This is a genomic window from Streptomyces sp. NPDC003697, from assembly GCF_053587115.1.
In genome coordinates this window covers 48489-70638 of sequence record NZ_JBSFNN010000012.1, presented here as the reverse complement: position 1 = coordinate 70638, position 22150 = coordinate 48489, and the positions used below count along the sequence as shown (strand labels likewise).

The window sequence follows — 22150 nt, the reverse complement described above, 5'->3', positions numbered from 1 at the left end:
AGCCCCGGAGCTTGCCCTTGATCGTCGAGAGGGCGTCCGGGGCTTCGTCGTGGTCCGAGTTACCCGCTCTGACCAGCAAAGGGCCCTCCCGTACGGGAGGGCGGAGACTGGCGCCCCCGGCAGGACTCGAACCTGCGGCCAAGCGCTTAGAAGGCGCCTGCTCTATCCACTGAGCTACGGGGGCCTGGTGTGGTGGCCTCTGTCGTGGTGCCCGGGTGTGGGCCGTTCCGTGACGTTGCCGGGGACAAGGATAGGGCTCCCGCGTCCTTGTCCCTGATGCCTCGCCTCCGTGGCTCAATGTGGAGGTTCGGTGAAGCGGTCCTGATAATCGCAGGCAGGTACGAATCGTGCACGCCTTTCGGCCTTTCTCGCACCGGGTGTTGTGCACTCGTTATCCCTGGACGGTGCTCGCGTCCGGGTCGCCCCTTCCGTCCGTTGTGTCGGGTCGGCGCGCAGACATGCGCATATGCTTCAGAATTCCCCTAAAATTGGGCATTCTTCACATGTGGTGACCTTGGACGTACGGCCTCAGCTGCTCGACGCACTCTCCGCCCTGCGCGACCGTGTCGCCGCCGCACGCTTCCCGCTGCCCATCGAAGGGGCGCCACGCGCGCGGGCCAGCCGAGACGAACTGCTCGCCCAGCTCGACGACTATTTGCTGCCCCGGCTGAGACAACCCGAGGCGCCCCTGCTCGCCGTCGTCGGGGGCTCCACCGGCGCCGGGAAGTCGACGCTGGTGAACTCCCTGGTCGGGCGGCGGGTCAGCGAGGCGGGCGTGCTGCGGCCGACGACCCGGACGCCGGTACTGGTGTGCCATCCGGACGATCATCACTGGTTCAGCGGCGTGCGCGTCCTGCCCGACCTCACGCGCGTGTGGGCGCCGCACCGGGACCCCGGGGACGACCTGCCGCCGCCGGAGGACGAGAACCCGCGTGTGCTGCGCGTCGAGACCGTCGAGACCGTGCCCCCCGGGCTGGCCCTGCTCGACGCCCCCGACGTGGACTCCCTGCTCGCCGACAATCGTGTCCTGGCCGCCGAGCTGATCTGCGCCGCCGACATCTGGATCATGGTGACCACGGCCGCCCGGTACGCCGACGCCGTCCCCTGGCATCTGCTGCGCACCGCCAAGGAGTACGACGCCACCCTGGTCACCGTCCTGGACCGGGTGCCGCACCAGGTCGTCTCCGAGGTCTCCCGGCAGTACGGCGCCCTGCTCACCAAGGCCGGGCTCGGTGACGTACCCCGGTTCACCGTGCCCGAGCTGCCCGAGTCGGCCTGGGGTGCCGGACTCCTGCCCGCCACCGCCGTGGCACCGCTGCGCGGCTGGCTCGCCCAGCAGGCCCACGACCCGGCGGCCCGCCGCCAGTCGGTGGCCCGCACGGCGTACGGCCTCCTGAACTCGCTGAAGTCCCGGATGCCCGAGCTGGCCGCCGCGTCGGCGGCGCAGTACGCGGCCGCGCTGCGGCTCACCGCCGCCGTCGACAGCGCGTACGACAGCGAGTACGCGCGCGTGCGGGAGCGCCTGCAGGCCGGGGCCGTGCTCGCCGGGGACGCCTTGAAGCGCTGGCGCGCCTTCCCGCTCGACTGCACCCCCGGCGAACTGCTCGACGCGCTCGTGGAGAGCCTGGGCGCCCTGCTGCTGTGCGCTGTCACCGCGGCCGACGAGCGCATCGACGACGCCTGGCGGCGCGAACCTGCGGCGGCCGCCGCGGAGCTCGCCGGTCACGACCCCGCACCGGGGAACGCGGAGCACCGCATCGGGATGGCGGTCCGGCGGTGGCGGCGCGAGCTGGAGGAGTACGCCGAGGAGGAGGTGGGCCGGCTGGACCGCGGCGTCACGCCGGATCCCGAGGCCGTCGCCGTCCTGGTCGCCACGGGGCTGCTGGGGGGCCGACGTGCCAGGTCGGCGGGCGAGGGGCTTGCCGAGCGGGTCGGCGCGCACGGCGCGCTGCGGCTGCGGGACCGCACCGGGCGGCTGCTCACGGACCACCTGGACCGGGTGATGCACGTCGAACGCGAGCGCCGGCTGGCCCCGCTCGACGCGCTGGGAGTGCACCCGGATCCCCAGGCCGAACTCATCGCCGCGCTGTCCGTACTGCTGAAGGAGAGGTGACCGGTGACCGCCGTCACTGACGATGACCACAGTGAGCACGCCGACCGCACGGAGGGCACGGTTCACGGGCGCGCCGCGGACGCCGGCGAGGGCCGGGACACCGTGAGCACCGGAGTCAGCCGGAGCGCCGGGAGCGCCGGAGTCACCCGGAGCACTGAGAGCCTCCGGGGGGAGGAGTCCCAGGGCGCCGAGGGCTCTGGTAGCGCCCAGGACTTCCGGAGCGCCGGTGGCACGGGCAGCCGGTCGGGCACCGGCCGCCTCCGGAACACCGGCGACGGCTGGAACCCCGGTGACGCCTCGAACGCCGACGGCGTCGGGGACGCGCGACCGCGTACACCGGCGGGGGACGGGCGACCAGCGCGGCCCGGTGGCCCCGGGAGCTCCAGCGGTCCCGGGAGTGCCAGCGCCGCCTCCGGTGGTCCCGTGGGCCTCCGCAGCCCCAGTGCCTCCACCAGTCTCGTCGGCCCCGGGAGTCCCGGCAGCCTCAGCGTCCCCGCCGGTCCTACCGGCCTCGCCCGTGTGCTCGACGTAGCGAGCCTTGCTGGCGGCGGGGCCGGCGGCGGCGGGGGGACCGGCCGGGCCCGCATGGCAGGCCGTACTGACTCGGGCCGTACCGACTCAGGCCGTACTGACTCGCGCCGTACCGACACAGGCCGTACCGATACAGGCCGTACCGACAGACCGGCCGCAGCCGGACGGCACACCGCGGAAGGCGACCTCGGACGGCACACCGCGGAGGGCACGCCCCGACGGCACACCGCCGAGGGCACTCGCATGGGCACCTCGGCGGGTGCCGCCGGAGGCGGCCGCACAGCGGCCGGGGCCACGGCGGACCGCCGCCCGCCGGCACGGGCGGAGGAGGAGCACGCGCGCGTGAAGAACGACGACACCTCCGCCCGCACCGAGGCCGCCGAGGTCTGGGACGACGGGCTGATCGCCCGGCGCGTGACGGAGACCGCCCCTCCCCTCCCCGTCGTCGAGACCAGGCCGCTCCGCCCGCTTCCCACGACCCCCCTCGCCTACGACGCCCCCCTGCGGTCACGGCTGGACGCCCTGCGCGAGCTGGTGGGCCTGTCCCGCACCCGGCTCGACGGCCACACACTCACCGAGGCGGGCCGCGTCCTCGACGAGGCCGCGGCGCGGCGCCGGCTGTCCGGGCAGCACACCGTCGTCGCCATCGCGGGCGCCACCGGCAGCGGCAAGTCGCAGCTGTTCAACTCCCTCGCCGGCGTACCCATCTCCGAGACCGGCGTGCGGCGGCCGACCACCGCGGCGCCCCTCGCGTGCAGCTGGAGCGACGGCGCGGCGAGCCTCATCGACCGGCTCGGCATCCCGGGCCGGCTGCGCCGCCGGCCGGCGCACGGGTCCGACGGGGACACGCAGCTGCGCGGGCTCGTCCTGGTCGACCTGCCCGACCACGACTCGGCCGCCGTGCAGCACCGCGAGCAGGTGGACCGCATCCTGGCCCTCGTCGACGCCGTGATCTGGGTCGTCGACCCCGAGAAGTACGCCGACGCCGTCCTGCACGAGCGCTACCTGCGGCCCATGGCGGGCCACGCTGAGGTCATGTTCGTCGTCCTCAACCAGATCGACCGGCTGCCCGGGGACGCCGCGGACCAGGTCCTGGACGATCTGCGCAGGCTCCTGGACGAGGACGGGGTCGCGCTCGGCGAGCACGGCGAGCCGGGCGCGACCGTGCTGGCGCTGTCCGCGCTCACCGGGGACGGCGTCGGTGAGCTGCGTGAGGCGCTCGGCCAGTTCGTGGCCGAACGGGGGGCGGCGGCGCGGCGGGTATCGGCCGATGTGGACGCCGCCGCGGCGCGACTGCGGCCCGTCTACGTCGCGGGCCGGCGCACGGGGCTCAGTGAGGAGGCGCGCGAGGAGTTCGCGGCGCGCCTCGCGGACGCGGTGGGCGCCACCGCCGCCGGGGAGGCGGCCGAGCGCGCCTGGCTGCGCAACGCCAACAAGGCCTGCGGCACGCCCTGGCTGCGGCTGTGGCGGTGGGTCCACGTCCGGCGCGACTCGACCACGGGGCGTCTGCCGGTGCGGGCCCAGCCGGACGAGGAGTCCACGGCGCGCCAGCGCGTCGAACAGGCCGTGCGCACGGTGGCCGACCGGGCCTCGGCCGGGCTGCCGACGCCGTGGGCGCAGGCGGTGCGGGAGGCCGCCGTGCGCGGCGCGCAGGGGCTGCCGGAGGCGCTGGACGAGCTCGCGGCACGGGCCGGGCTGCCGCCGGGGCGGCCGCCGCGCCCCGGCTGGTGGCCGGCGGCGGTCCTGGCGCAGGCGGCCATGACGATCCTCCAGGTCGTCGGCGGCCTGTGGCTGGTCGGCCAGATCATCGGCGTCATGGCACCCGACCTGGCTGTGCCGGTGCTGCTGATGGTGGCCGGCATCGGCGGCGGGCCGCTGGTGGAGTGGAGCTGCCGGATCGCGGCCCGCGGACCGGCACGGAGATACGGCCTGGACGCGGAGAGGCGCCTGCGGGAGGCGGCCGCGGGGTGCGGCCGGGCACGGGTGCTGGATCCGGTGGCGGCGGAGCTGCTGCGCTACCGGGAGGTGCAGGAGCGGTACGCGCGCGTCACGGGGGCGGGGACACGGTGAGGCGGCCGGGGCCCGCGGGGGAGGCTCGGCCGTCGGGCGGGTGTCCCCCACTCGGGTGAGGGAGTTGTCCACAGCCAGGCGGTGGTCCACAGCGCCCGACGGGCCCGGCACCGGCGGAGGCAGTCTGGTTCCGCGGCGATCGCCAGGGACGCGGTCGCCGCGGCAGACGCAGCCGTACGGGACGGGCCCGTACGTGTGCATCCGTACGGGAGGGCCCTGTGCGGGTGTCCGTCCGGCGTGAACGGCCGGGCGAGGGAGGGGCGGGCGATGAACGAGACGATGGTCTGCGTGGTGGGCAACGTGGCGACCCAGCCGGTGTACCGCGAACTGGCCTCGGGGACGTCGACGCGGTTCCGGCTGGCGGTGACCGCGCGCTACTGGGACCGCGAGAAGAGCACCTGGACGGACGGCCACACCAACTTCTTCACGGTATGGGCCAACCGCCAGCTCGCCGCGAACGTGACGGCGTCGCTGAACGTCGGTGATCCCGTGGTGGTCCAGGGCAGGCTGAAGGTGCGCACGGAGGTCCGTGACAGCCAGAACCGGACCTCCGCGGACATCGACGCCGTGGCGATCGGCCACGACCTCGCGCGGGGCACCTCGGCCTTCCGGCGGTCCGGCCGGCCGGAGACGGTGACGACGGGCACGCCGGCGCAGCCCGAGCCGGCCTGGGAGACACCGGTCGCGGACGCGGCGGACAGTAGTCCCGATCCTCAACCGCAGCCGGTGGCCGCGGCCGTGACGTGACATCCGGTGACACGGGCGGGGCCGGGGCGAACCGCTGCCCGTACTGGCGCCCGTCGACGACTCCGCCCGGCCGGCGATCGGGGTGACTGGTCGACAAGTCGTAGGCGTACAGGGCCTGTCGGCGATAACGATTGCGATTCGGATCACTGATCCGACCAGGTGACGGGGAAGCGCGGTTGTGCCCGCTCCTTAGGATGCCGGGCATAGCTCTCGGGGCTTGAGATTCTGCTGGTGGGACCGTACCCCCCACGTCAACGGGTCCTGCTCGAAGGGGAATTCTGTGTGTGCTTGGTTCTCTGCGCCGTCCAAGCGCCGGCGAGGGGCGGCCCGCCTCGCCGCCGCGACCCTGATGTCCGGGCTCGCCGCGGCGGGTGTGATGACCGCCGCCGGCCCGGCCGCCGCCGACACGGCACCACAGGGCCAGGGCGGTGCGACCGCCACCATAGGCGGCCTGAAGACGTACGGCACCGCCGTCATACATGACGGCGACGGCGGCGGGGACTTCGAGGTCTCCGCCGGCCTGTTCGAGATGTCCGTCGACGGCGGCGGCATGCTCCAGACGTACTGCGTCGACGTCCACACCCCCACCCAGAAGGACGCCAAGTACCACGAGACGCCCTGGAGCGGCACCTCGCTCGGCACCAACAAGGACGCCGGGAAGATCCGCTGGATCCTGCAGCACTCCTACCCGCAGGTGAACGACCTCGCGGCGCTCGCCGCCAAGGCCGGGGTCAGCAGCCTCACCGAGCAGGACGCGGCGGCCGGCACCCAGGTGGCCGTCTGGCGCTACTCGGACGGCGCGGACGTCGACGCCGTGGACCCAGAGGCGGAGAAGCTCGCCGACTACCTGCACGCACACGCCCGCGACCTGACCGAGCCCCGGGCCTCGCTGACCCTCGACCCGCCCGCCGTCTCCGGCCACCCCGGGGAGAGGATCGGCCCGGTGACGGTGCGCACCGACGCGAGCAGCGTGACGGTGACACCGCCCGCGAACGCCGCCACCACCGGCATACGGATCACCGGTGCGGACGGCAGGCCGATCACCTCCGCCGTGAACGGCAGCCGGCTGTTCTTCGAGGTGCCCCAGGACGCCGCCGGAGGCGACCAGGTGCCGGGTGGCGGGGTAGGGACGGCCACATTGACGGTGCAGGCCTCGACCACCGTGCCGGTGGGCCGCGCCTTCACCTCCGACAGCCGCAGTCAGACCCAGATCCTGGCGGGCTCCAGTGAGTCGACGGTCTCCGCCACGGCCGACGCCACCTGGGCCGCACACGGCGCGATACCCGCCCTGTCCGCGTCGAAGAACTGCGCCGAGAGCGGCGTGGACATCACCGTGGTCAACAAGGGCGACGAGTCGTTCACCTTCGAGCTGCTGGGCACCGGGCACAGCATCGCGGCTGGGGCGTCCGGGTCGGTGACGATCCCGCTGCAGGAGGATCAGGCGTACGACTTCACGATCGAGGACCCGAGCGGCGTCGGCCGGCGCTTCAGCGGCGTGCTGGACTGCAGGACGCAGGGGCGCGAGGACGGCGCTGCCACCCAGACCGTCGTCGAGCCCAGCCCCGCGACCGTGGGCGGCAGCGCGGCCGGCGGCACGAACCTCGCCGCGACGGGCGGCACCAGCACGACCCCGCTGATGGCGGCGATCGGCCTCAGCCTGCTGGTGCTGGGCGCCACTGCCCTGAGCATCGTCCGCAAGAAGAAGGCACCGGCCGAGCGCTGACGACGCACGGAACCTTGTCAACACAACAGTGAGTGATCCGCCGGACCCGCTCCGGCACCGACCCGGCCCGCTCTCCGGCCCCGGCCCGCCCCGCGGCGCACCAGAAGGTGGCCGTGCCCCGGCCGTGCCCGGTCGAGTGAGGGACCACGGCGAACACCGGGCAGTCACAGCGCGCGGACATGAGAACCGCCTCCGACCGGACATCCAGGTCAGGGGCCGTCCTCACACTGCTTATCGTGCGAAGGCGGTGGGATGTGAACCCACGGTGACATCGCTTCCCACGACGGTTTTCAGGACCGTGTACGGATCGACGCTCCCAAAGCGTCGAGTGCGCCCACGGCCGCGTGGATATGCGCCGGGCCGCGACGCAACCGCTCTCCTGCGCACCACCAGAACAGTCGCTCCTGGGCACCCTCCTTTGGATGCATGCCCAGGCCATGCTCGGGGCACAGGGGCCACGCCTGCCACAGAAGCTCCATGACGGTCTCCTGCGCGGCATCGGCGACGCTCGCCAGTGCAGAGGCAGGGCTGTCCTGTGAGTTCGGGTCCAGGCAATTGCCGTGCCACTCGCCGTTGGCCATGGCGACGTAGACGTACTCCGGCTCATCCGCAGCGTGGGACGGAACGGCCAGCAGTTGCAGGGGTTCCAGCTGGGGAAGCGTCACCGCCAGGTCCCGGTTCAGAAGGGCGAGAGCCTGGTCCCACACCAGGTACTCGCCCGGCGAGACGCGGCGAGGCTCGGGGGGTTCGAAAAGAGCGCACATGAGCACCATCCTCCGCCACACCGGAGACAGCCCCCAGCTGCGGGTGGCGACTCAGCCGCTTGAGGTCGCTGTGCCGTTGTTGGGCCGTCCCTGGGCCCGGCGAGGGTGCCCGGGGCCGGCCAACGGCGACCGACAGTGACAGGTGAGCGCCATCATCTGCGGCGAACGCCCAGGTCAGGAGGCCAGGAGCAGACGGGTTTCCCCCCAGGGGTGGCGGTCAGGCAAGATGGGGTATATCTGCCCACTGCCAGATTTCAAGCTGCCGGACGGTTTCTCTTGGCTGAGTTCATTTACACCATGCGCAAGGCGCGCAAGGCGCACGGCGACAAGGTGATCCTCGACGACGTCACCCTGAGTTTTCTTCCGGGTGCGAAGATCGGCGTCGTCGGCCCGAACGGTGCCGGTAAGTCGACCGTACTGAAGATCATGGCGGGGCTGGAGCAGCCGTCCAACGGCGATGCCTTCCTGTCGCCCGGCTACACCGTCGGCATCCTCCTCCAGGAGCCCCCGCTGAACGAGGAGAAGACGGTCCTCGAGAACGTCCAGGAGGGCGTCGCCGAGATCAAGGGCAAGCTCGACCGGTTCAACGAGATCGCCGAGCAGATGGCGACCGACTACTCGGACGCGCTGCTGGAGGAGATGGGCAAGCTCCAGGAGGAGCTCGACCACGCCAACGCCTGGGACCTCGACGCCCAGCTCGAGCAGGCCATGGACGCTCTCGGCTGCCCGCCCGGCGACTGGCCCGTCACCAACCTCTCCGGTGGTGAGCGCCGCCGCGTCGCGCTGTGCAAGCTGCTCCTCGAGCAGCCCGACCTGCTGCTCCTCGACGAGCCGACCAACCACCTCGACGCCGAGTCCGTGAACTGGCTGGAGCAGCACCTGGCCAAGTACGAGGGCACCGTCGTCGCCGTCACCCACGACCGGTACTTCCTGGACAACGTCGCCGGGTGGATCTGCGAGGTCGACCGCGGACGCCTGCACGGCTACGAGGGCAACTACTCCAAGTACCTGGAGACCAAGGCCACCCGCCTGAAGGTCGAGGGCCAGAAGGACGCCAAGCGGCAGAAGCGCCTCAAGGACGAGCTGGAGTGGGTCCGCTCCAACGCCAAGGGACGTCAGGCGAAGTCCAAGGCCCGTCTCGCCCGCTACGAGGAGATGGCCGCCGAGGCGGACAAGATGCGGAAGCTGGACTTCGAGGAGATCCAGATCCCGCCGGGCCCGCGCCTGGGCAACGTCGTCGTGGAGGTCAACAACCTCCACAAGGCCTTCGGTGAGAAGGTCCTCATCGACGACCTCTCCTTCACGCTGCCGCGCAACGGCATCGTCGGCGTCATCGGCCCGAACGGCGCCGGCAAGACCACCCTGTTCAAGATGATCCAGGGCCTGGAGACGCCGGACTCCGGTTCGATCAAGGTCGGCGAGACCGTCAAGATCTCGTACGTCGACCAGAGCCGCGAGAACATCGACCCCAAGAAGACGCTGTGGGCCGTCGTCTCCGACGAGCTGGACTACATCAACGTCGGCCAGGTCGAGATGCCGTCGCGTGCGTACGTCTCCGCCTTCGGCTTCAAGGGCCCGGACCAGCAGAAGCCCGCGGGCGTGCTGTCCGGCGGTGAGCGCAACCGCCTCAACCTCGCGCTCACTCTGAAGCAGGGCGGCAACCTGCTGCTCCTCGACGAGCCGACCAACGACCTCGACGTGGAGACGCTCTCCTCCCTGGAGAACGCGCTGCTGGAGTTCCCGGGCTGCGCCGTGGTCGTCTCCCACGACCGCTGGTTCCTCGACCGTGTCGCCACCCACATCCTCGCCTACGAGGGCGACTCCAGGTGGTTCTGGTTCGAGGGCAACTTCGAGTCGTACGAGAAGAACAAGGTCGAGCGGCTGGGAGCGGACGCGGCCCGTCCGCACCGCGCCACCTACAAGAAGCTGACCCGGGGCTGATCTTGCGGCACACCTACCGCTGCCCGCTGCGCTGGGCGGACATGGACGCGTACGGCCACGTCAACAACGTGGTCTTCCTCCGCTACCTCGAGGAGGCCCGTATCGACTTCCTGTTCCGCCCGGACAAGGACTTCAAGCAGGGGTCCGTGGTGGCGCGCCACGAGATCGACTACAAGCGGCAGCTCGTCCACCGGCACGAGCCAGTGGACGTCGAGCTGTGGGTCACGGAGATCAGGGCGGCGTCCTTCACCCTCGGCTACGAGGTCAAGGACGGCGACCAGGTCTACGTGCGGGCCTCCACGGTGATCGTGCCGTTCGACTTCGGCACCCAGCGGCCGCGCCGCATCACCGAGGAGGAGCGCAAGTTCCTCCGGGACTACATGGACGACACGGACGACACGGACGACACCGAGGACACGGACGAGTCGGAGGCCGTCGCCGCATGACGGAGCTCCACCTCGCCGACGAGACGGAGGCGGCGGACCTCGCCGCCTTCCTCTCCCGGCTGCTCCACTACGACCGTGCGGCCGCGGTGCGGCTGCAGGCGGCGGGCACGGCACTCGCCGTGTTCGGGCGGCCGCCGTCCTTCGAGGTGCTGGCGGTGCGTGCGGTCCGGCTCGCCAAGCCCTACGAGAACGGGCTCGACGTCACCCTCGACGCGACCGTGTCCGCCGGCGAGCTCCTGGAGTCGGTGGACGAGAAGGCGGCCACGGCCGCCGTCCCCGCCACGGTCACCGGCCCGCCGTGGGCGGGCGTGCTGCCGCCGCGCGGCGGGTGGCGGCCCGAGCCGGGACTGCCGGCCACGGAATCCCTGCGGGCCATGGTGGCCACCGCCGTCGCCGAGTTCCGCTCCCGTACGGCCCAGCTCGCCCCCGAGGCGCGGACACGCGCCGAACTCGACCGCATCGGGCGCGAGATCTGGTCCCGGACGGTCGGAGCGACACCGCTGCCCGTACGGGCCGTGCACGCGGCGCAGTCGCTGGGTTTCCTCCGGCCCTCCCCGGTCTCCGGAGAGGGCGAACCGGGGCTGTTCTCCTCGGGTGCCTGGCTGCGGCTGCGGACACCCTACGGTTCGATCGCGGTGCGGCGGGCGGGGCTCGGGGCGCTGGGCGTCAGGGTGCGCTGAGCGGCGCGTGCGGGCTCGGGAGGCGGGGCGCAGGCCTCCGTTCGGCGCCGCGTGCCGGCTCGGGGGCGGCGCCGGTCCGCGGTGAGCGGCGTCGGCGCGCTCGGGAGGCTGCCGGCGTCGGCGTGCGTTGAGCGGCGCGTGCGGGCTCGGGGGCAGGGCACCGGCCCGCGGTGTGCCATGCGGACGGGCGTTCGCCTGCTCAGGTGGTTCCGTTGCCTCCCTGTCCGTCCTCCGGGTGCCGGCTGTCGTCCGGGCGGACGGCGATGTGGTCCGGCTGGAGGTCCAGGGCGACGCGGTCGCGCATGCCGAGGGCCTCGGTGTACTCGGCGGGGAGTTGCAGGCGGCCGGCGCGGTCGAGCATGGCGTACTCGCGGCTGACCATCCTCTCGTGGCCGGTCTCCGCGTCGACCTCGCTGCGGCGCAGCACCTCCGTGGAGGTGCGGCCGTCGCGGATGGCGACCGTACGGCGCACCTCACCGGCCACCGCCTGGTCGTGCGTGACGATGACGACGGTGGTGCCCAGACGCTCGTTGGCGGTGCGGAAGGCGGTGAAGACCTGCTCCGCGGTGTGCGAGTCGAGTTCGCCGGTGGGCTCGTCGGCGAGGATCACGGCGGGGTCGTTGGCGAGGGCCACCGCGATCGCGACGCGCTGCTGCTGGCCGCCGGACATCTGGTGCGGGCGGTGGTCCCGGCAGTCGGCGACCTGCAGCATGTCCAGGAGTTCCAGGGCGCGTGCGGCGCGGTCGCGGCGGCGGACACGGGTGCCGGACAGCTGCATCGGCAGGGCGACGTTCTGGGCGGCCGTCAGATAGGGGAGCAGGTTGCGGGAGGTCTGCTGCCAGACAAAGCCGACGACCTCGCGGCGGTAGCGCAGACGGTCGTTCGCGGTCATGGCGAGCAGGTCGTTGTCCGCGACCCGGGCGGCGCCCGCGGTGGGGGCGTCCAGGCCGGCGAGGATGTTCATGAGGGTGGACTTGCCGCTGCCCGAGGCGCCGACCAGAGCCATGAGTTCCCCCTCGCGAACGAGGAGGTCCAGGCCCTGCAGCGCCTGCACCTCCACCCCGTCGGCGGAGAAGACACGGACCAGGCGGTCGCAGCTGATCAGCGCGTCGTGGCCGTAGGCCGGCCGGTCTCGATGCGCGGTGGCCTTGCGGGCCAGGTCGGCGAGGGTGGGGCTGGTTGTCGACGGTGTCATCGTGACTCTCCTGGGCGGCGGCTGCGGCGATCGCGTCCGTTCATCGGCTGTCTTCCGGCCCGCCCATGACGGGCGTCCGGTGTCTGCCGGCCCGTGCTGGGGCATCCGGTGCCGGTCGGTCTCCTCCGTGGCGTCCGGCGCCCCCCGACCGGTCCTCCGCAGCAACCGGCGTCGGCCGGCCCGCGGCCGAGGGCCGGGCGCCCCGGTCCATGGCGCGGGGCCGGGCGCCCCGGCCCGTGGTGCGCGGGGCCGGGCCCGTTCGGCTGGACACGTCGGCCTCCTCCCGGTGTCCGCCGGTCCGCACCGGGCGCGGCCCCCGCGCGCTCATCCGGCGTCTCCGGCCCGCAGCTCCCGCACCGAGCCGCGTCGTCCCGTCCACCACGCCTGCCCGGCCGCGACGCCCACCGTCAGGAGCAGCACGGCGAGCGCCGGCACCGCCAGGGACAGCGGGTCCGTGCGCAGCTCGGCGGTGCCGGCCGGCGCCTGCGCCTGTGCCGAGGCCAGCGCGATCGCCGTCAGGTCGATGCCCGGGGACAGCAGCCGGACGGTCGCCCAGCCGGTCAGAACGCCGCCGGCGGCGGCGAGGACGGCCTGCGGCAGGGACTCCAGGACGAGCAGGCGGCGGCCCTGGGCGCGGGTCAGCCCCATTGTGCGCAGGCGGGCCAGCAGGGCGGCGCGTTCCGGGGCGGCGCGCAGGAGGGCGAGCAGCAGGGCCAGCACCGCGTAGCCGGCACCGGCCGCCACCGCCGCCGTGTAGATGCGCTCGGCACCGGACTGCAGGGGCGAGCCGACGTACTGGGCCCGTTCCTCGGACCGGACCTGCACGGCCGCGGCGTCGCCCGCCGTCCGGCGCAGGGCGTCGGCGTCCACCCCCGGGCCGGTGACGAGCAACGCGGTCGGCAGGGCGGCCTCGCGGCTGAGCCCGGCCCGGTCGACGACCAGGAAGTCGGCGCCGGACACGGCGGGGGTCCGCTCCCGGACGAGGGCGATCCGTACGGTGACGAGGGTGCCGTCCCCCAGCCGGACCGGGAAGGGGCGTGATCCGTAGATCCTGGCCACCGCCGGGGACGCCAGTGCCGGGAGCGGGGTGCCACCGGCCGGCCGTTGGAGTTCGCCGCGCGGGAAGGGCCCGAGACCGGTGCGCGCGGCGAGGGCCGCGTAGCCGACGGGGTCCACGCCCGCGAGCGGCAGCGGTCTCTCGCCCTCTTCCGGCCGCGCCTGGTAGGCGATGCTCAGCTCGGTGACCTGCCGCACGCCCCGCGTCCGGCGGACCTTGCCGGGCAGTCCGGCCGGCAGTTCGGTGATCCCCTCCACGCGGGCGTCCGCTCCGATGGCACGCACCGCCGCCTCGTCGCGGGCCGCGTTCACCCCGGCCAGGACCGAACCGCCGAAGGCCGCGGTGGTGAGCGCGGTCAGCAGCGCCAGCAGGGGCAGCACCGCGGAGACGGACGTACGGCCCGCGCGGGCCAGCGACAGGTGGGCCACCAGTCCGCGCAGCCGTCCGGCCGGGCGTGCCAGCCGGCGCAGTGGCAGCGGATACAGGCGGACCAGGAGCAGTGCCGCGATCACCCCGACCAGCACCGGCGCCAGGGCCACCAGCTGGTCACCGGAGGTCCGGGAGGCGTCCGGGGCCGGCGCGACGCCCCGCCGCCGCAGCGCCTCGACGGCCCCCACCGCCAGGATCAGCAGCGTCAGCTCGACGACCATGCGGCGCCGGGAGGGACGTACGGACACCGCGTCCTCGCGCCCAGCGTGGAGGCGGGCGGCACGGTGCGCGACCGCCGCGCGCAGCGGAAGGGCGGCGCAGGCGACGGCGGTGACCGCCGCGGCCGCCGCGACCGCGTACGGGAGGCGGCCCTCGGGAACGGTGAGCAGGGCCGCCGCGAGACCGAGCGCGCCCCCGGGGACGGCGACCACCGCGGTCTCGGCGAGCAGCCGGCCGGTGAGCCCCCGCAGGGAGGCGCCGCGGGCGCGCAGCAGCGCGAGTTCGGAGCGGCGGCGGTCGGCGGTGAGGCCGCCGAGCATCATCAGGACGATCGCTGCGACCGTCGCGGTGCCGAGGGCGGCGACGGCGATCAGCGGGGCGATGCCGCCGCGGAGGGCACCGTAGGAGAGGAGGACGTCGTCGAGGTCCGTGCCGGCCCCCGCGTCCGGGTGGACGAGGCGGCGCAGCCGCTCCAGGCCCGGTCCGGACTCCAGCCCGGCGACGGCGGACTTCAGGCCTCGCAGGTCGCGGGCGTGCAGGGCGCCGGGGTCGGGTGCCAGGTGCCAGTAGCGGACGGGGCTGCCGGCCGTGCCCAGCAGGGCGGGGGCCGCCTCGGGGGCGAGCAGCAGGGCGCCGACCCAGTACTTCGGCGGATCGGGGTCCGAGGAGAGCAGGCGCGCCAGGAACGGCGTGCGCAGGACGGGTTCGGCGGCCCAGTAGGAGCCCTGGGGAACGCGTGGGTCGAGGATGCCGGTGACGTGGACGGCGAGGGAGGGGTGGACCGCCGCCGGCACATGGATCACCGACCCCACCCCGATGTGCAGGCGCCGGGCGGTCTCCGCGGTGACGGCGGCCTCCACGTCGGTGGCCGTCGCGGTCACCGTGCCGGGCGCCCGCGGCAGACGGCCCGCGCGCACCGTGGCGTGACCGGCCAGGTCGCTCTGCGCGGCCAGGACCATCTGCGCGGGCAGACCGCTGGGCCTCGGGATGAACGGGTCCGGTACGGCGAGCTTCTCCCGGGTGATCACGCCGTACGCGGACTGGCCGGGGTCGACAACGAGGGGCCGGTCCACCGCGCCGAGGAGGCCGGTGTACTGCCGGCCCAGGACGTCGGGGCGCAGGGACCGTTCGCGATGCTGCCGCGGGAGCCGGGGATCGGGCTGCGGGGCGTACAGGCCCACGGTGGTGCGCGTCGCGCCGGCCCGGTCGACCGCGCGGACCAGGCCGGCGTCCTCGTACCGGTCCAGTGCCCGCGGGAACGCGGCGGCCAGGCACGCGGTCACCGCCACCAGCAGCGCCAGGGCGAGGGCGGCGCCGGGTGCGGTGCGCAGGCGGACACGGACCCAGGGTGCGACGACGGGGCGCACCTCATTCACCTCCCCGATTGCGGAGCGAGGCCGCCGGGTCGGTGCGGCGGAACATCAGCGCCGCCGTGACCGCGAGCGGGGCGACGGCGACGGCCGCCAGCAGCACGGCCACCCGCGTGGCCGGCAGTTCCACGAGCACCGTGGGGACCGGTCTGGTGGCCTGTGCGGTGAGCACGATCAGCGGGACGACGGCCCGCGTCAGCACCGTCCCCAGGGCGACGCCCACCATCAGCGCCAGGGTGACGAGCACCCCCTGCTCGGCGGCGATCGTGCGGGCCAGCCGGCGCCGCGGGGCGCCCAGGGCGCGCAGCACGGCGAACTCGGCGTCCCGCTCCCGCAGCGACCCCGCCGCGCTCACCGCGAAGCCCACCGCGGCCAGCGCGGCGGCCACCACGGCAGCCGCGGCGAACGCGGCGGCGGCGCCGGCGCCGAACGGGTCGTTGCGCAGCTGCGCGGCGATCTCGTCGCGCACCACCACCTGCGTCGGATCAAGGTCGGGCAGGGCGCGCAGGGCCGCCGCGACCTTCGGGGCGGTGCCCGGACCCGTGCGCAGCCACCACTCGGTGGGTGCGACGCTCTCGCCGTAGCGCGCCTGCAGTGCCCGGTTCACCGACCGCAGGTCGACCAGCAGGGCCCCGCCGTCCGACCCGCCCCCGTCCGGCCCGGCGGACCCGGTGGCGGCCGGGCCGTCGGCGCCGCCCGCGGTCGGCAGTTCGCGCACGGCGCGCACGATGCGCACGGGAAGGTTCCGCCCGCCGAGGATCACCTCCACGCGCTGTCCGACGCGGGCGCCCGCCGAGGTCAGGAACCGGTCGGTGGCCACGGCCGTGATCGCGGGCACCGCGGGCTGGGGAACCTGGAGCCGTACGGTCAGCGCCGCGACGAGGGAGCTCTCCTCGGCCGGCACGTACCCCGTGCCGTAGGCGACGGTCAGCGGCCGGGACGACGTCACGCGCGGCGGCGGGACCGGGCGGGTGGTCCGGTCCGGCGAGGAGAGGGGGTCGCTGCTGCTGGACGTGGCCTTCCAGGCGGTGGGCAGGGCGAGCTGCCGCGCTGTCCCGTGGGCGTCCGTGGCGGTCAGCCGCGTGATGGCCAGGCGGTGCCGCTCCGCGCTGCCGACGGGCTGGATCAGGGTCAGGTCCAGGGCGGTGAGGGTGAGCGGTCCGGCGGACGGGGGAAGGGGGACGGGGAGGGTGTGGGCGCGGCCGTCGGCGCTGAGCCGGCCGGCCGGCAGGCGGTAGGGGGTGCCGTAGCGGTCCTCCAGGGTGAGCGCCGTGTCCGCCGTCGTGCCTGTGGCCGCGCCCTGGACGGCCGCCGTCAGTCGCAACCGGACGGTGCCCGAGGGGACGCCGGCCCCTGCGGTCACTCCCTTCGGCGCCAGTCCCTCGCCGAGCGGACGGGCGGCTGCGGGCGCCAGGTCGGACCGCATCAGCACGGCGTCCGCCGCGTGCGCGGTGTCGACCGCCAGCACGCTCGCCGTGCGGTCGCCGGACAGCTGGAGCGCCGTACGGACGGCGGGGGCGACCGCGCGGACGTCCGGGACGGCCGCGTACTGCTCCGTGCGGCCGAGGTCGCCCTCCCCGGCGGCCAGCACGCGCACCGGCGTCCCGGCCCGGAAGTCGGCCTGGTCGTCCTGGGACCGGTCCCAGGAGGCGCCCTGGCCGATCGCCAGTATGCCCAGCGCGACGGCGAGCACGAGCAGCAGCACCGGACCGGCTCCCCGCATCGGGCGGCGCCCGAACTGCCAGCCCGCGAGCGCGGCGGGCAGCCCGCGGCCCCGGGCCGCGCGGCGCTCGGCGAGCCGGGCCACCGGCGGCAGCAGCCGCAGCGTCAGCACCGTCCCGGCCAGCAGGGCGAGCGCGGGCGCGACGACGACCAGCGGGTCGACGCCGAGGGCGCCGTCGCCGGCCGCGCCCGAGGGCTGGCTGTCCAGCCGCCAGTAGGCGACGGCCGCGACCGCCAGCAGTCCGAGGTCCGCGCCCGCGCGGAGCGGCGCCGGCAGCGTCCGGGTGCGCCCGGCGGTGAACGACGACGTCAGCACGGGCAGCGTCACCGCCGACGCGCAGCCGAGCGCCACGCCCACCGCCACCAGCCACACCCCGGGCCGGCCGAGCGCCGAGGTCTCCGGGCGCAGCCCGATCCGGGCCAGGGCGCCCTGCTCGGCCAGCAGCCGCGTCAGCGGCCCGGCCAGCAGCGGCGCGCAGACCACCGACGGCACGGCCAGCAGCAGCGCCTCCGCGGCGGCGAGGCCCGCGACCCGGGCGCGGGAGCCGCCGCGGGCCAGCAGCAGCCTGGTCTCCGGGGCGCGTTCGGTGCTCAGCAGCCGGGCCACGAGCAGCAGGGCACAGCCGGCGAGCAGCGCGAGCTGGAGCGCGGCGATCAGCAGGGTCGAACGGGACACGAACAGGGAGCGGTCGATGCGGTCGAGCACGTCGGGCAGCGCGGTGGTGACGACCGGCGCGCCGCCCAGCGCGTCCGCCGAGCCCAGGGAGGTGCCGCCCGCGCGGACCGCGTCCCGCAGCGCGTCGATCCGCCCCGTGGTCAGCGCGGAGAAGTCGGCCGACACCTGCCACGCCGACTGCCCCTCGCTGACCGCCCCGCCGGCCAGCACGCCGGGATCGGTGAGCATCGGGCCGTACATGGTGAAGTCGACCTTGCGGATCCCGCGGCCGTCGAGGGGGTCCAGCCGCCAGTACGGCGCCTCCGCGTCGACGGGCCGGTACAGACCGGTGACCCGGACGTGGGCCGGGGAGCCGCCGAGCCGGTCGGTGAGGGTGAGCCGGGACCCGGGGCGCAGCCCCAGCCGCCCGGCGGCGGTCTCCGGCAGCGCGACCTCGAGGTCGCCCGTGCCCCGGCCGGGCATGCGTCCCGCGGCGATCCGCACCTGGGCGCGGTCCAGGGCCGCGAGGTACGTCAGGTCCGGGTCCGCCGCGGCGCCGCCCGCAGGGGAGGACCGGGGGGAGCGGGGGAGGGCGTAGGGGCCGGACCGCAGCAGCGTCCGCACGGTCACCGGCAGCCCGTCGAAGGCCGCGCGGCCCTCCTTCCGTACGGCGGCGTCGGCGGCCGCACGGCCGGCGCGCGGCACGTCCGCCTTCACGATCAGGGTGGCGTCGGCCGCGTTGCGCGGGTCGCTCAGGGAGTGGCGCAGCGCCGCGTCCCCGATCGCGCCGGAGTACGCGGTCAGCGTCGCCAGGACGGCCGTGGTCAGCAGGACGGAGAGCAGTACGGCGGCGAGGAGCAGGCGGTGCGCCCGCGCACGCGACAGGACGAAACCCGCGTTCCCCGTCACTCGGCCCCCCGCCGTTGCCCAGACCTCCCGGCGATGCTGTCAGAGGGGACCGGGCCGGGGTAAGCGCCGGTGTACCGAGCTTGACCGGATTGTGATCGTCATCCGGAACCTGGTGATCGGAATGCGTGAACCGAGGGCTGTCCGTAATCCGCGGTGGATCAGCGCGCGGCGTCGGATGCGGTGCGTCGCACGGCGGAAGGTCGCCCTCACACTGGGCGTATTCGGGCGATCCGGCAACACGGCGAGGTGCCGTGGCTGCCGTCGTGCGCTCGCCCGGGATTGCGGGACAGCCCTCGGTCCGCCGTCCGGCCCGGTGCCGCCGCCCATCGGGGTGGGCGGCGCGGGCGGCGCGGCGCGCGGCGTCAGTCCGGGGTGTTCACCATCGACGCGGCCGCGTACGTCAGGTACTTCCACAGCGTCCGCTCGTGCTCCTCCGGCAGGCCGAGCTCGTCGACGGCGACCCGCATGTGCCGCAGCCACGCGTCGTGCGCCGAACGGTCGACCTTGAAAGGAGCGTGCCGCATGCGCAGCCGCGGATGGCCGCGCCGCTCGCTGTAGGTGGTGGGGCCACCCCAGTACTGGATCAGGAACAGCCTGAGCCGCTCCTCGGCCGGGCCGAGGTCCTCCTCGGGGTACATGGCCCGCAGCTCGGGATCACCGGCGACTCCCCGGTAGAAACGGTGGACGAGCCGGCGGAAGGTCTCCTCCCCGCCGACCTGCTCGTAGAAGGTCTGCTCCTGCAGCGTGCCGCGCGGAATCTCATTCACCCGTCCATGGTCTCAGACGGCCGGACGGAGGCCCCGGGGCCAGGACCAGCCGCTCCCGCCGTCTCCCGCCGGTGACCCGTCACGGTGACCCGCCACCGTGACCCGGCACCGGCGACCCGCGGCCGGTGCTCGCCTCGGAGGGCTTCCCGCAGCACAGTGGACCCATGGGTACGCAGGCAGCCGACAGGGAGCAGACCGGCCTCGCCGCCGCGGCGCGGGCGGACCTGGTCCGGGAGATCGAGGCGAGCGGGGCCTGGGCGGCCGACCCGGGATGGCGGGAGGCCTTCGCGACGGTGCCGCGCCACCTCTTCGTGCCGTACTACTACGTCGGCGTGCGCGGCGGCTACGAGCGGCGGTGGGGAGAGAGCCCGGACCCGCAGGCGCGCGAGCGCTGGCTGCGCGGTGCCTACACGGACGCGCCGCTGGCCACCCGGCTGCGCGACGGCGAACAGATCTCCGCCAGCAGCCAGCCGTCGCTCATGGCGAGGATGCTGGCCGCGCTGCGGGTGGAGGACGGCAACCGGGTCCTGGAGATCGGCACGGGCACCGGCTACAACGCGGCCCTGCTCGCCCACCGGCTCGGCGACGACGGCCTCGTCACCACGGTCGACCTCGACCCGGAGATCACCGAGTCGGCGCGCCGGCACCTGGCTGCGGCCGGGCACCGCCCGGTCGTCGTCACCGGCGACGGTGCCCGCGGGGTGCCCGAACGCGCGCCCTTCGACCGTGTCGTCGCCACCTGCGCGGTGACCTCGGTCCCGCGCGCCTGGCTCGCCCAGTGCGCCCCCGGCGCCCGGATCCTGATGCCGATCGCCACCGGGCTGGCCCTGCTCACGGTCCGGGACACCGCGCACGCCGAGGGCGGCTTCCTGGACACGCCCGCCCACTTCGTGCCGCTGCGCGGCGAGGGCAGGCCCGACCTGCCGGCGGTCCAGCCGGCCGGGCTGCCGCAGGGCGCACGGGAGCACGAGCTGTTCCGTTTCCTGCTGGCCCTGACCCGCGGCCGGCTCGACGCGACGCGGGCCCACGCCCTGTGGGAGAGCGAGGGCCGCCCGGCGCGTACGCGGTACGGGATCACGGTCGGCGGCGGACGCGCGTGGGCGTGGCTGGACGACCCCGAGGGACCCCACACCTGGCCGCTGCCGGAGTGACCGTGGGGCGGGGCCGCCCGTGCGCTGCGGCGAGGCGCTGCCCAGGGGGCCGTGGACCGGAACCGGGGCCGTAGGTCGTGGAACGCCGGCACCCGGCCCGGTGCCCTGACCGCCCGCCGCCTGAGCTCCGGGCGACGACTGCGGAAGCGATGCCCCGAAGAGGCGGCCCGCCAGGGCCGGGCGGGCCGTGCCGGCTCGGCCCCCGTCGCCACGCCGACGGATGGGCTCACGTCATTGCGCCGACGGGCCGGCTCGCATGGTCGCGGCGACGAACCGGCCGGCTTGCCGGCACCGGTGACCGGCCCGCGGGCCGGTCACCGGCGAGACGGCCCGGGGGCCCGCGCCGCCCGGTCAGCCGCCGTGGCCCTGCCGGACCGTGATCGTCGTCCAGGCGCCCACGTGCACGCGGTCGCCGTCCCGGAGCGGCACCGGCACGAACGGCTGGATCGGCTCGTCGGAGCCGTTGACCGTGGTGCCGTTCGTCGAGTTCTGGTCGACGACCGCCCAGCTGCCGTCCGGCTGCTGGACCAGGACCGCGTGCTGGTGCGAGACGCCCGGGTCCTCCGGCGGCACCGACAGGTCGATGTCCGGGGTGTCGCCGGTGGAGTGCCGGCGGCGGCCGATGGTGACCTGGTTGCCGGTGAGCGTCCGCTGCTGCTCGGGCGAGTACGCGGGCAGGTTGAGGCCCGCCGCCTCGGGGCCGGAACGCTGCATCATCGCCATGAAGTACTCGCGGTCCGGTCCGATCGTCGCCGTCCAGACGGCCGGCTGCTGCGGCTGCTGCGGGAAGCCGGGGCCGGACGGGGCCTGCGGGGAGCCGGGCTGCGGGTAGCCGTACCCGCCGCGGCCCCCGCCCGGACCGGGCGGGGCCTGGGTGGAGCCGGGCTGCGGGTGGCCGTAGCCGCCCCGGCCGCCCGACGACGGCGGGGAGATCACCCAGTCGTCGTCGCCGAAGGGGGAGCCGCCCTGCTGCGGCCGGCCGGTCTCCTGCGGGAAGGCGGGCGGGGCCGGCGGGCCGGCCTGCTGGAAGGCCTGCGGAGCGCCCCCGGTGGCACCCGGGCCGCCCGGCGGGGGACCCGGCCGCGACGGGTCGGGACCAAAGCCGGAGGGGCCGGGACCGCCGCCGAAGCCCGAGGGGCCCGGCGCCCCGGCGCGGCCCGAGGGCTCGCCGCCGAAGGGCGGGCCCGGCGGGATCGGCTCGGCGGGCCGGTTCACCTGCGAGGGCCGGGAGCCCTGGTACTCGTAGGAGTCGTTGCCGAAGGCCGGGCCGGGCGGCTGCGGGAAGCGGGGGGCCTGGCCGGACGCCGGCGGGCGCGGCGCGGCCGGGGTGTAGGAGGTCGCCGTGTTGGTGAGGAAGTTCCACCGGCACTCCTCGCAGAACGGCGCTCCGCCCTCGCGGGGCGTGCGGCACTGCGGGCAGAGCTCGGGTTCCGGTCCGGAGGACGGGTGCGGGTGCCCCCCGGCGCCCCCGGGGCGGCCGTGGCCGCCGGGACGGCCGGATCCGTCGGCCGGGCCGGGCGCCGGCGGAAAGCCGTAGCCGCCCGCCGGGGGCGGCGGGGGGAGCGGAGGCACGGCACCGGCCATGCGGTGACCGCACACCTCGCACCAATCGTCGGAACCCGACTGGTGTCCGTTCGGGCATGTCGGCATGTCGGCGCTTC

At 75.0% G+C, this 22150-nt stretch carries 14 protein-coding genes and 1 tRNA gene; 8 read left to right on the top strand and 7 right to left on the bottom strand.

All coding sequences use genetic code 11. From position 1 onward, the window contains the following. Positions 1-108: 108 nt before the first annotated feature. Positions 109-184 (bottom strand) — tRNA-Arg (locus ACWDNY_RS07455). A 321-nt stretch (positions 185-505) separates the two neighbouring features. Between ACWDNY_RS07455 and ACWDNY_RS07450 the strand changes: the two genes are divergently transcribed. From ACWDNY_RS07450 to ACWDNY_RS07435, 4 genes are all read left to right on the top strand, one after another. Then, complete coding sequence (locus ACWDNY_RS07450; protein WP_451644766.1) at positions 506-2113, top strand: dynamin family protein; 1608 nt, start codon at positions 506-508, stop codon at positions 2111-2113. A gap of 585 nt (positions 2114-2698) precedes the next feature. Beyond that, a complete protein-coding gene (locus ACWDNY_RS07445) occupies positions 2699-4714 on the top strand; it encodes a GTPase (protein WP_451644765.1) in 2016 nt (671 codons plus the stop codon). 267 nt (positions 4715-4981) lie between these two features. Next, the gene (locus ACWDNY_RS07440) at positions 4982-5461 is read left to right on the top strand and encodes a single-stranded DNA-binding protein (protein ID WP_451644764.1); all 480 of its coding nucleotides are present in this window, start codon (positions 4982-4984) and stop codon (positions 5459-5461) included. A 349-nt stretch (positions 5462-5810) separates the two neighbouring features. Beyond that, positions 5811-7184 carry a Cys-Gln thioester bond-forming surface protein gene (locus tag ACWDNY_RS07435; RefSeq protein WP_451644806.1) on the top strand — a complete coding sequence of 458 codons (1374 nt, stop codon included), beginning with the start codon at positions 5811-5813 and terminating at the stop codon, positions 7182-7184. Between the two features lie 290 nt (positions 7185-7474). Here ACWDNY_RS07435 and ACWDNY_RS07430 read toward each other — a convergent pair whose 3' ends face one another. Further along, positions 7475-7948 carry a hypothetical protein gene (locus tag ACWDNY_RS07430; RefSeq protein ID WP_451644763.1) on the bottom strand — a complete coding sequence of 158 codons (474 nt, stop codon included), beginning with the start codon at positions 7946-7948 and terminating at the stop codon, positions 7475-7477. A 276-nt stretch (positions 7949-8224) separates the two neighbouring features. Between ACWDNY_RS07430 and ettA the strand changes: the two genes are divergently transcribed. The 3 genes from ettA to ACWDNY_RS07415 are packed head-to-tail and all read left to right on the top strand — an operon-like array spanning position 8225 to position 11015. After that, positions 8225-9889: an energy-dependent translational throttle protein EttA gene (gene ettA / locus ACWDNY_RS07425; RefSeq protein WP_451644762.1), complete on the top strand. Its 1665-nt coding sequence runs from the start codon at positions 8225-8227 to the stop codon at positions 9887-9889. A 2-nt stretch (positions 9890-9891) separates the two neighbouring features. Beyond that, positions 9892-10335 carry an acyl-CoA thioesterase gene (locus tag ACWDNY_RS07420; RefSeq protein ID WP_451644761.1) on the top strand — a complete coding sequence of 148 codons (444 nt, stop codon included), beginning with the start codon at positions 9892-9894 and terminating at the stop codon, positions 10333-10335. Further along, on the top strand, positions 10332-11015 hold the full coding sequence (locus tag ACWDNY_RS07415; RefSeq protein WP_451644760.1) for a hypothetical protein: 684 nt from the start codon (positions 10332-10334) through the stop codon (positions 11013-11015). Before ACWDNY_RS07420 ends, ACWDNY_RS07415 begins: the two co-directional genes overlap by 4 nt. 199 nt (positions 11016-11214) lie before the next feature. Here the strand turns inward: ACWDNY_RS07415 and ACWDNY_RS07410 are convergent, their stop codons facing one another. The 4 genes from ACWDNY_RS07410 to ACWDNY_RS07395 form a co-directional block, all read right to left on the bottom strand. Then, positions 11215-12210 (bottom strand): ABC transporter ATP-binding protein, encoded by a 996-nt coding sequence (locus ACWDNY_RS07410; RefSeq protein ID WP_451644759.1) that lies wholly within the window; start codon positions 12208-12210, stop codon positions 11215-11217. A gap of 324 nt (positions 12211-12534) precedes the next feature. Continuing rightward, positions 12535-15282, bottom strand: coding sequence for an FtsX-like permease family protein (locus ACWDNY_RS07405; RefSeq protein WP_451644805.1), 2748 nt, complete (start codon positions 15280-15282; stop codon positions 12535-12537). A 1-nt stretch (position 15283) separates the two neighbouring features. Next, positions 15284-18571: an FtsX-like permease family protein gene (locus ACWDNY_RS07400; protein WP_451644758.1), complete on the bottom strand. Its 3288-nt coding sequence runs from the start codon at positions 18569-18571 to the stop codon at positions 15284-15286. Between the two features lie 362 nt (positions 18572-18933). Then, positions 18934-19338, bottom strand: coding sequence for a globin (locus ACWDNY_RS07395; protein WP_451644757.1), 405 nt, complete (start codon positions 19336-19338; stop codon positions 18934-18936). Between the two features lie 164 nt (positions 19339-19502). Between ACWDNY_RS07395 and ACWDNY_RS07390 the strand changes: the two genes are divergently transcribed. Then, entirely contained in the window at positions 19503-20489 is a 987-nt protein-coding gene (locus ACWDNY_RS07390; RefSeq protein WP_451644756.1) for a methyltransferase domain-containing protein, read from the top strand. Between the two features lie 351 nt (positions 20490-20840). Here the strand turns inward: ACWDNY_RS07390 and ACWDNY_RS07385 are convergent, their stop codons facing one another. Beyond that, the gene (locus ACWDNY_RS07385) at positions 20841-22139 is read right to left on the bottom strand and encodes an FHA domain-containing protein (RefSeq protein ID WP_451644755.1); all 1299 of its coding nucleotides are present in this window, start codon (positions 22137-22139) and stop codon (positions 20841-20843) included. Between the last annotated feature and the right edge of the window lie 11 nt (positions 22140-22150).

Excerpts from the sequence above, each read along its gene's own strand:
- ACWDNY_RS07385 (WP_451644755.1), bottom strand. The coding sequence starts at position 22,139 with ATGCCGACATGCCCGAACGGACACCAGTCGGGTTCCGACGATTGGTGC.
- ACWDNY_RS07390 (WP_451644756.1), top strand. The coding sequence starts at position 19,503 with ATGGGTACGCAGGCAGCCGACAGGGAGCAGACCGGCCTCGCCGCCGCG.
- ACWDNY_RS07415 (WP_451644760.1), top strand. The coding sequence starts at position 10,332 with ATGACGGAGCTCCACCTCGCCGACGAGACGGAGGCGGCGGACCTCGCC.
- ACWDNY_RS07440 (WP_451644764.1), top strand. The coding sequence starts at position 4,982 with ATGAACGAGACGATGGTCTGCGTGGTGGGCAACGTGGCGACCCAGCCG.
- ACWDNY_RS07430 (WP_451644763.1), bottom strand. The coding sequence starts at position 7,948 with ATGTGCGCTCTTTTCGAACCCCCCGAGCCTCGCCGCGTCTCGCCGGGC.
- ACWDNY_RS07435 (WP_451644806.1), top strand. The coding sequence starts at position 5,811 with ATGTCCGGGCTCGCCGCGGCGGGTGTGATGACCGCCGCCGGCCCGGCC.
- ACWDNY_RS07410 (WP_451644759.1), bottom strand. The coding sequence starts at position 12,210 with ATGACACCGTCGACAACCAGCCCCACCCTCGCCGACCTGGCCCGCAAG.
- ACWDNY_RS07445 (WP_451644765.1), top strand. The coding sequence starts at position 2,699 with ATGGCAGGCCGTACTGACTCGGGCCGTACCGACTCAGGCCGTACTGAC.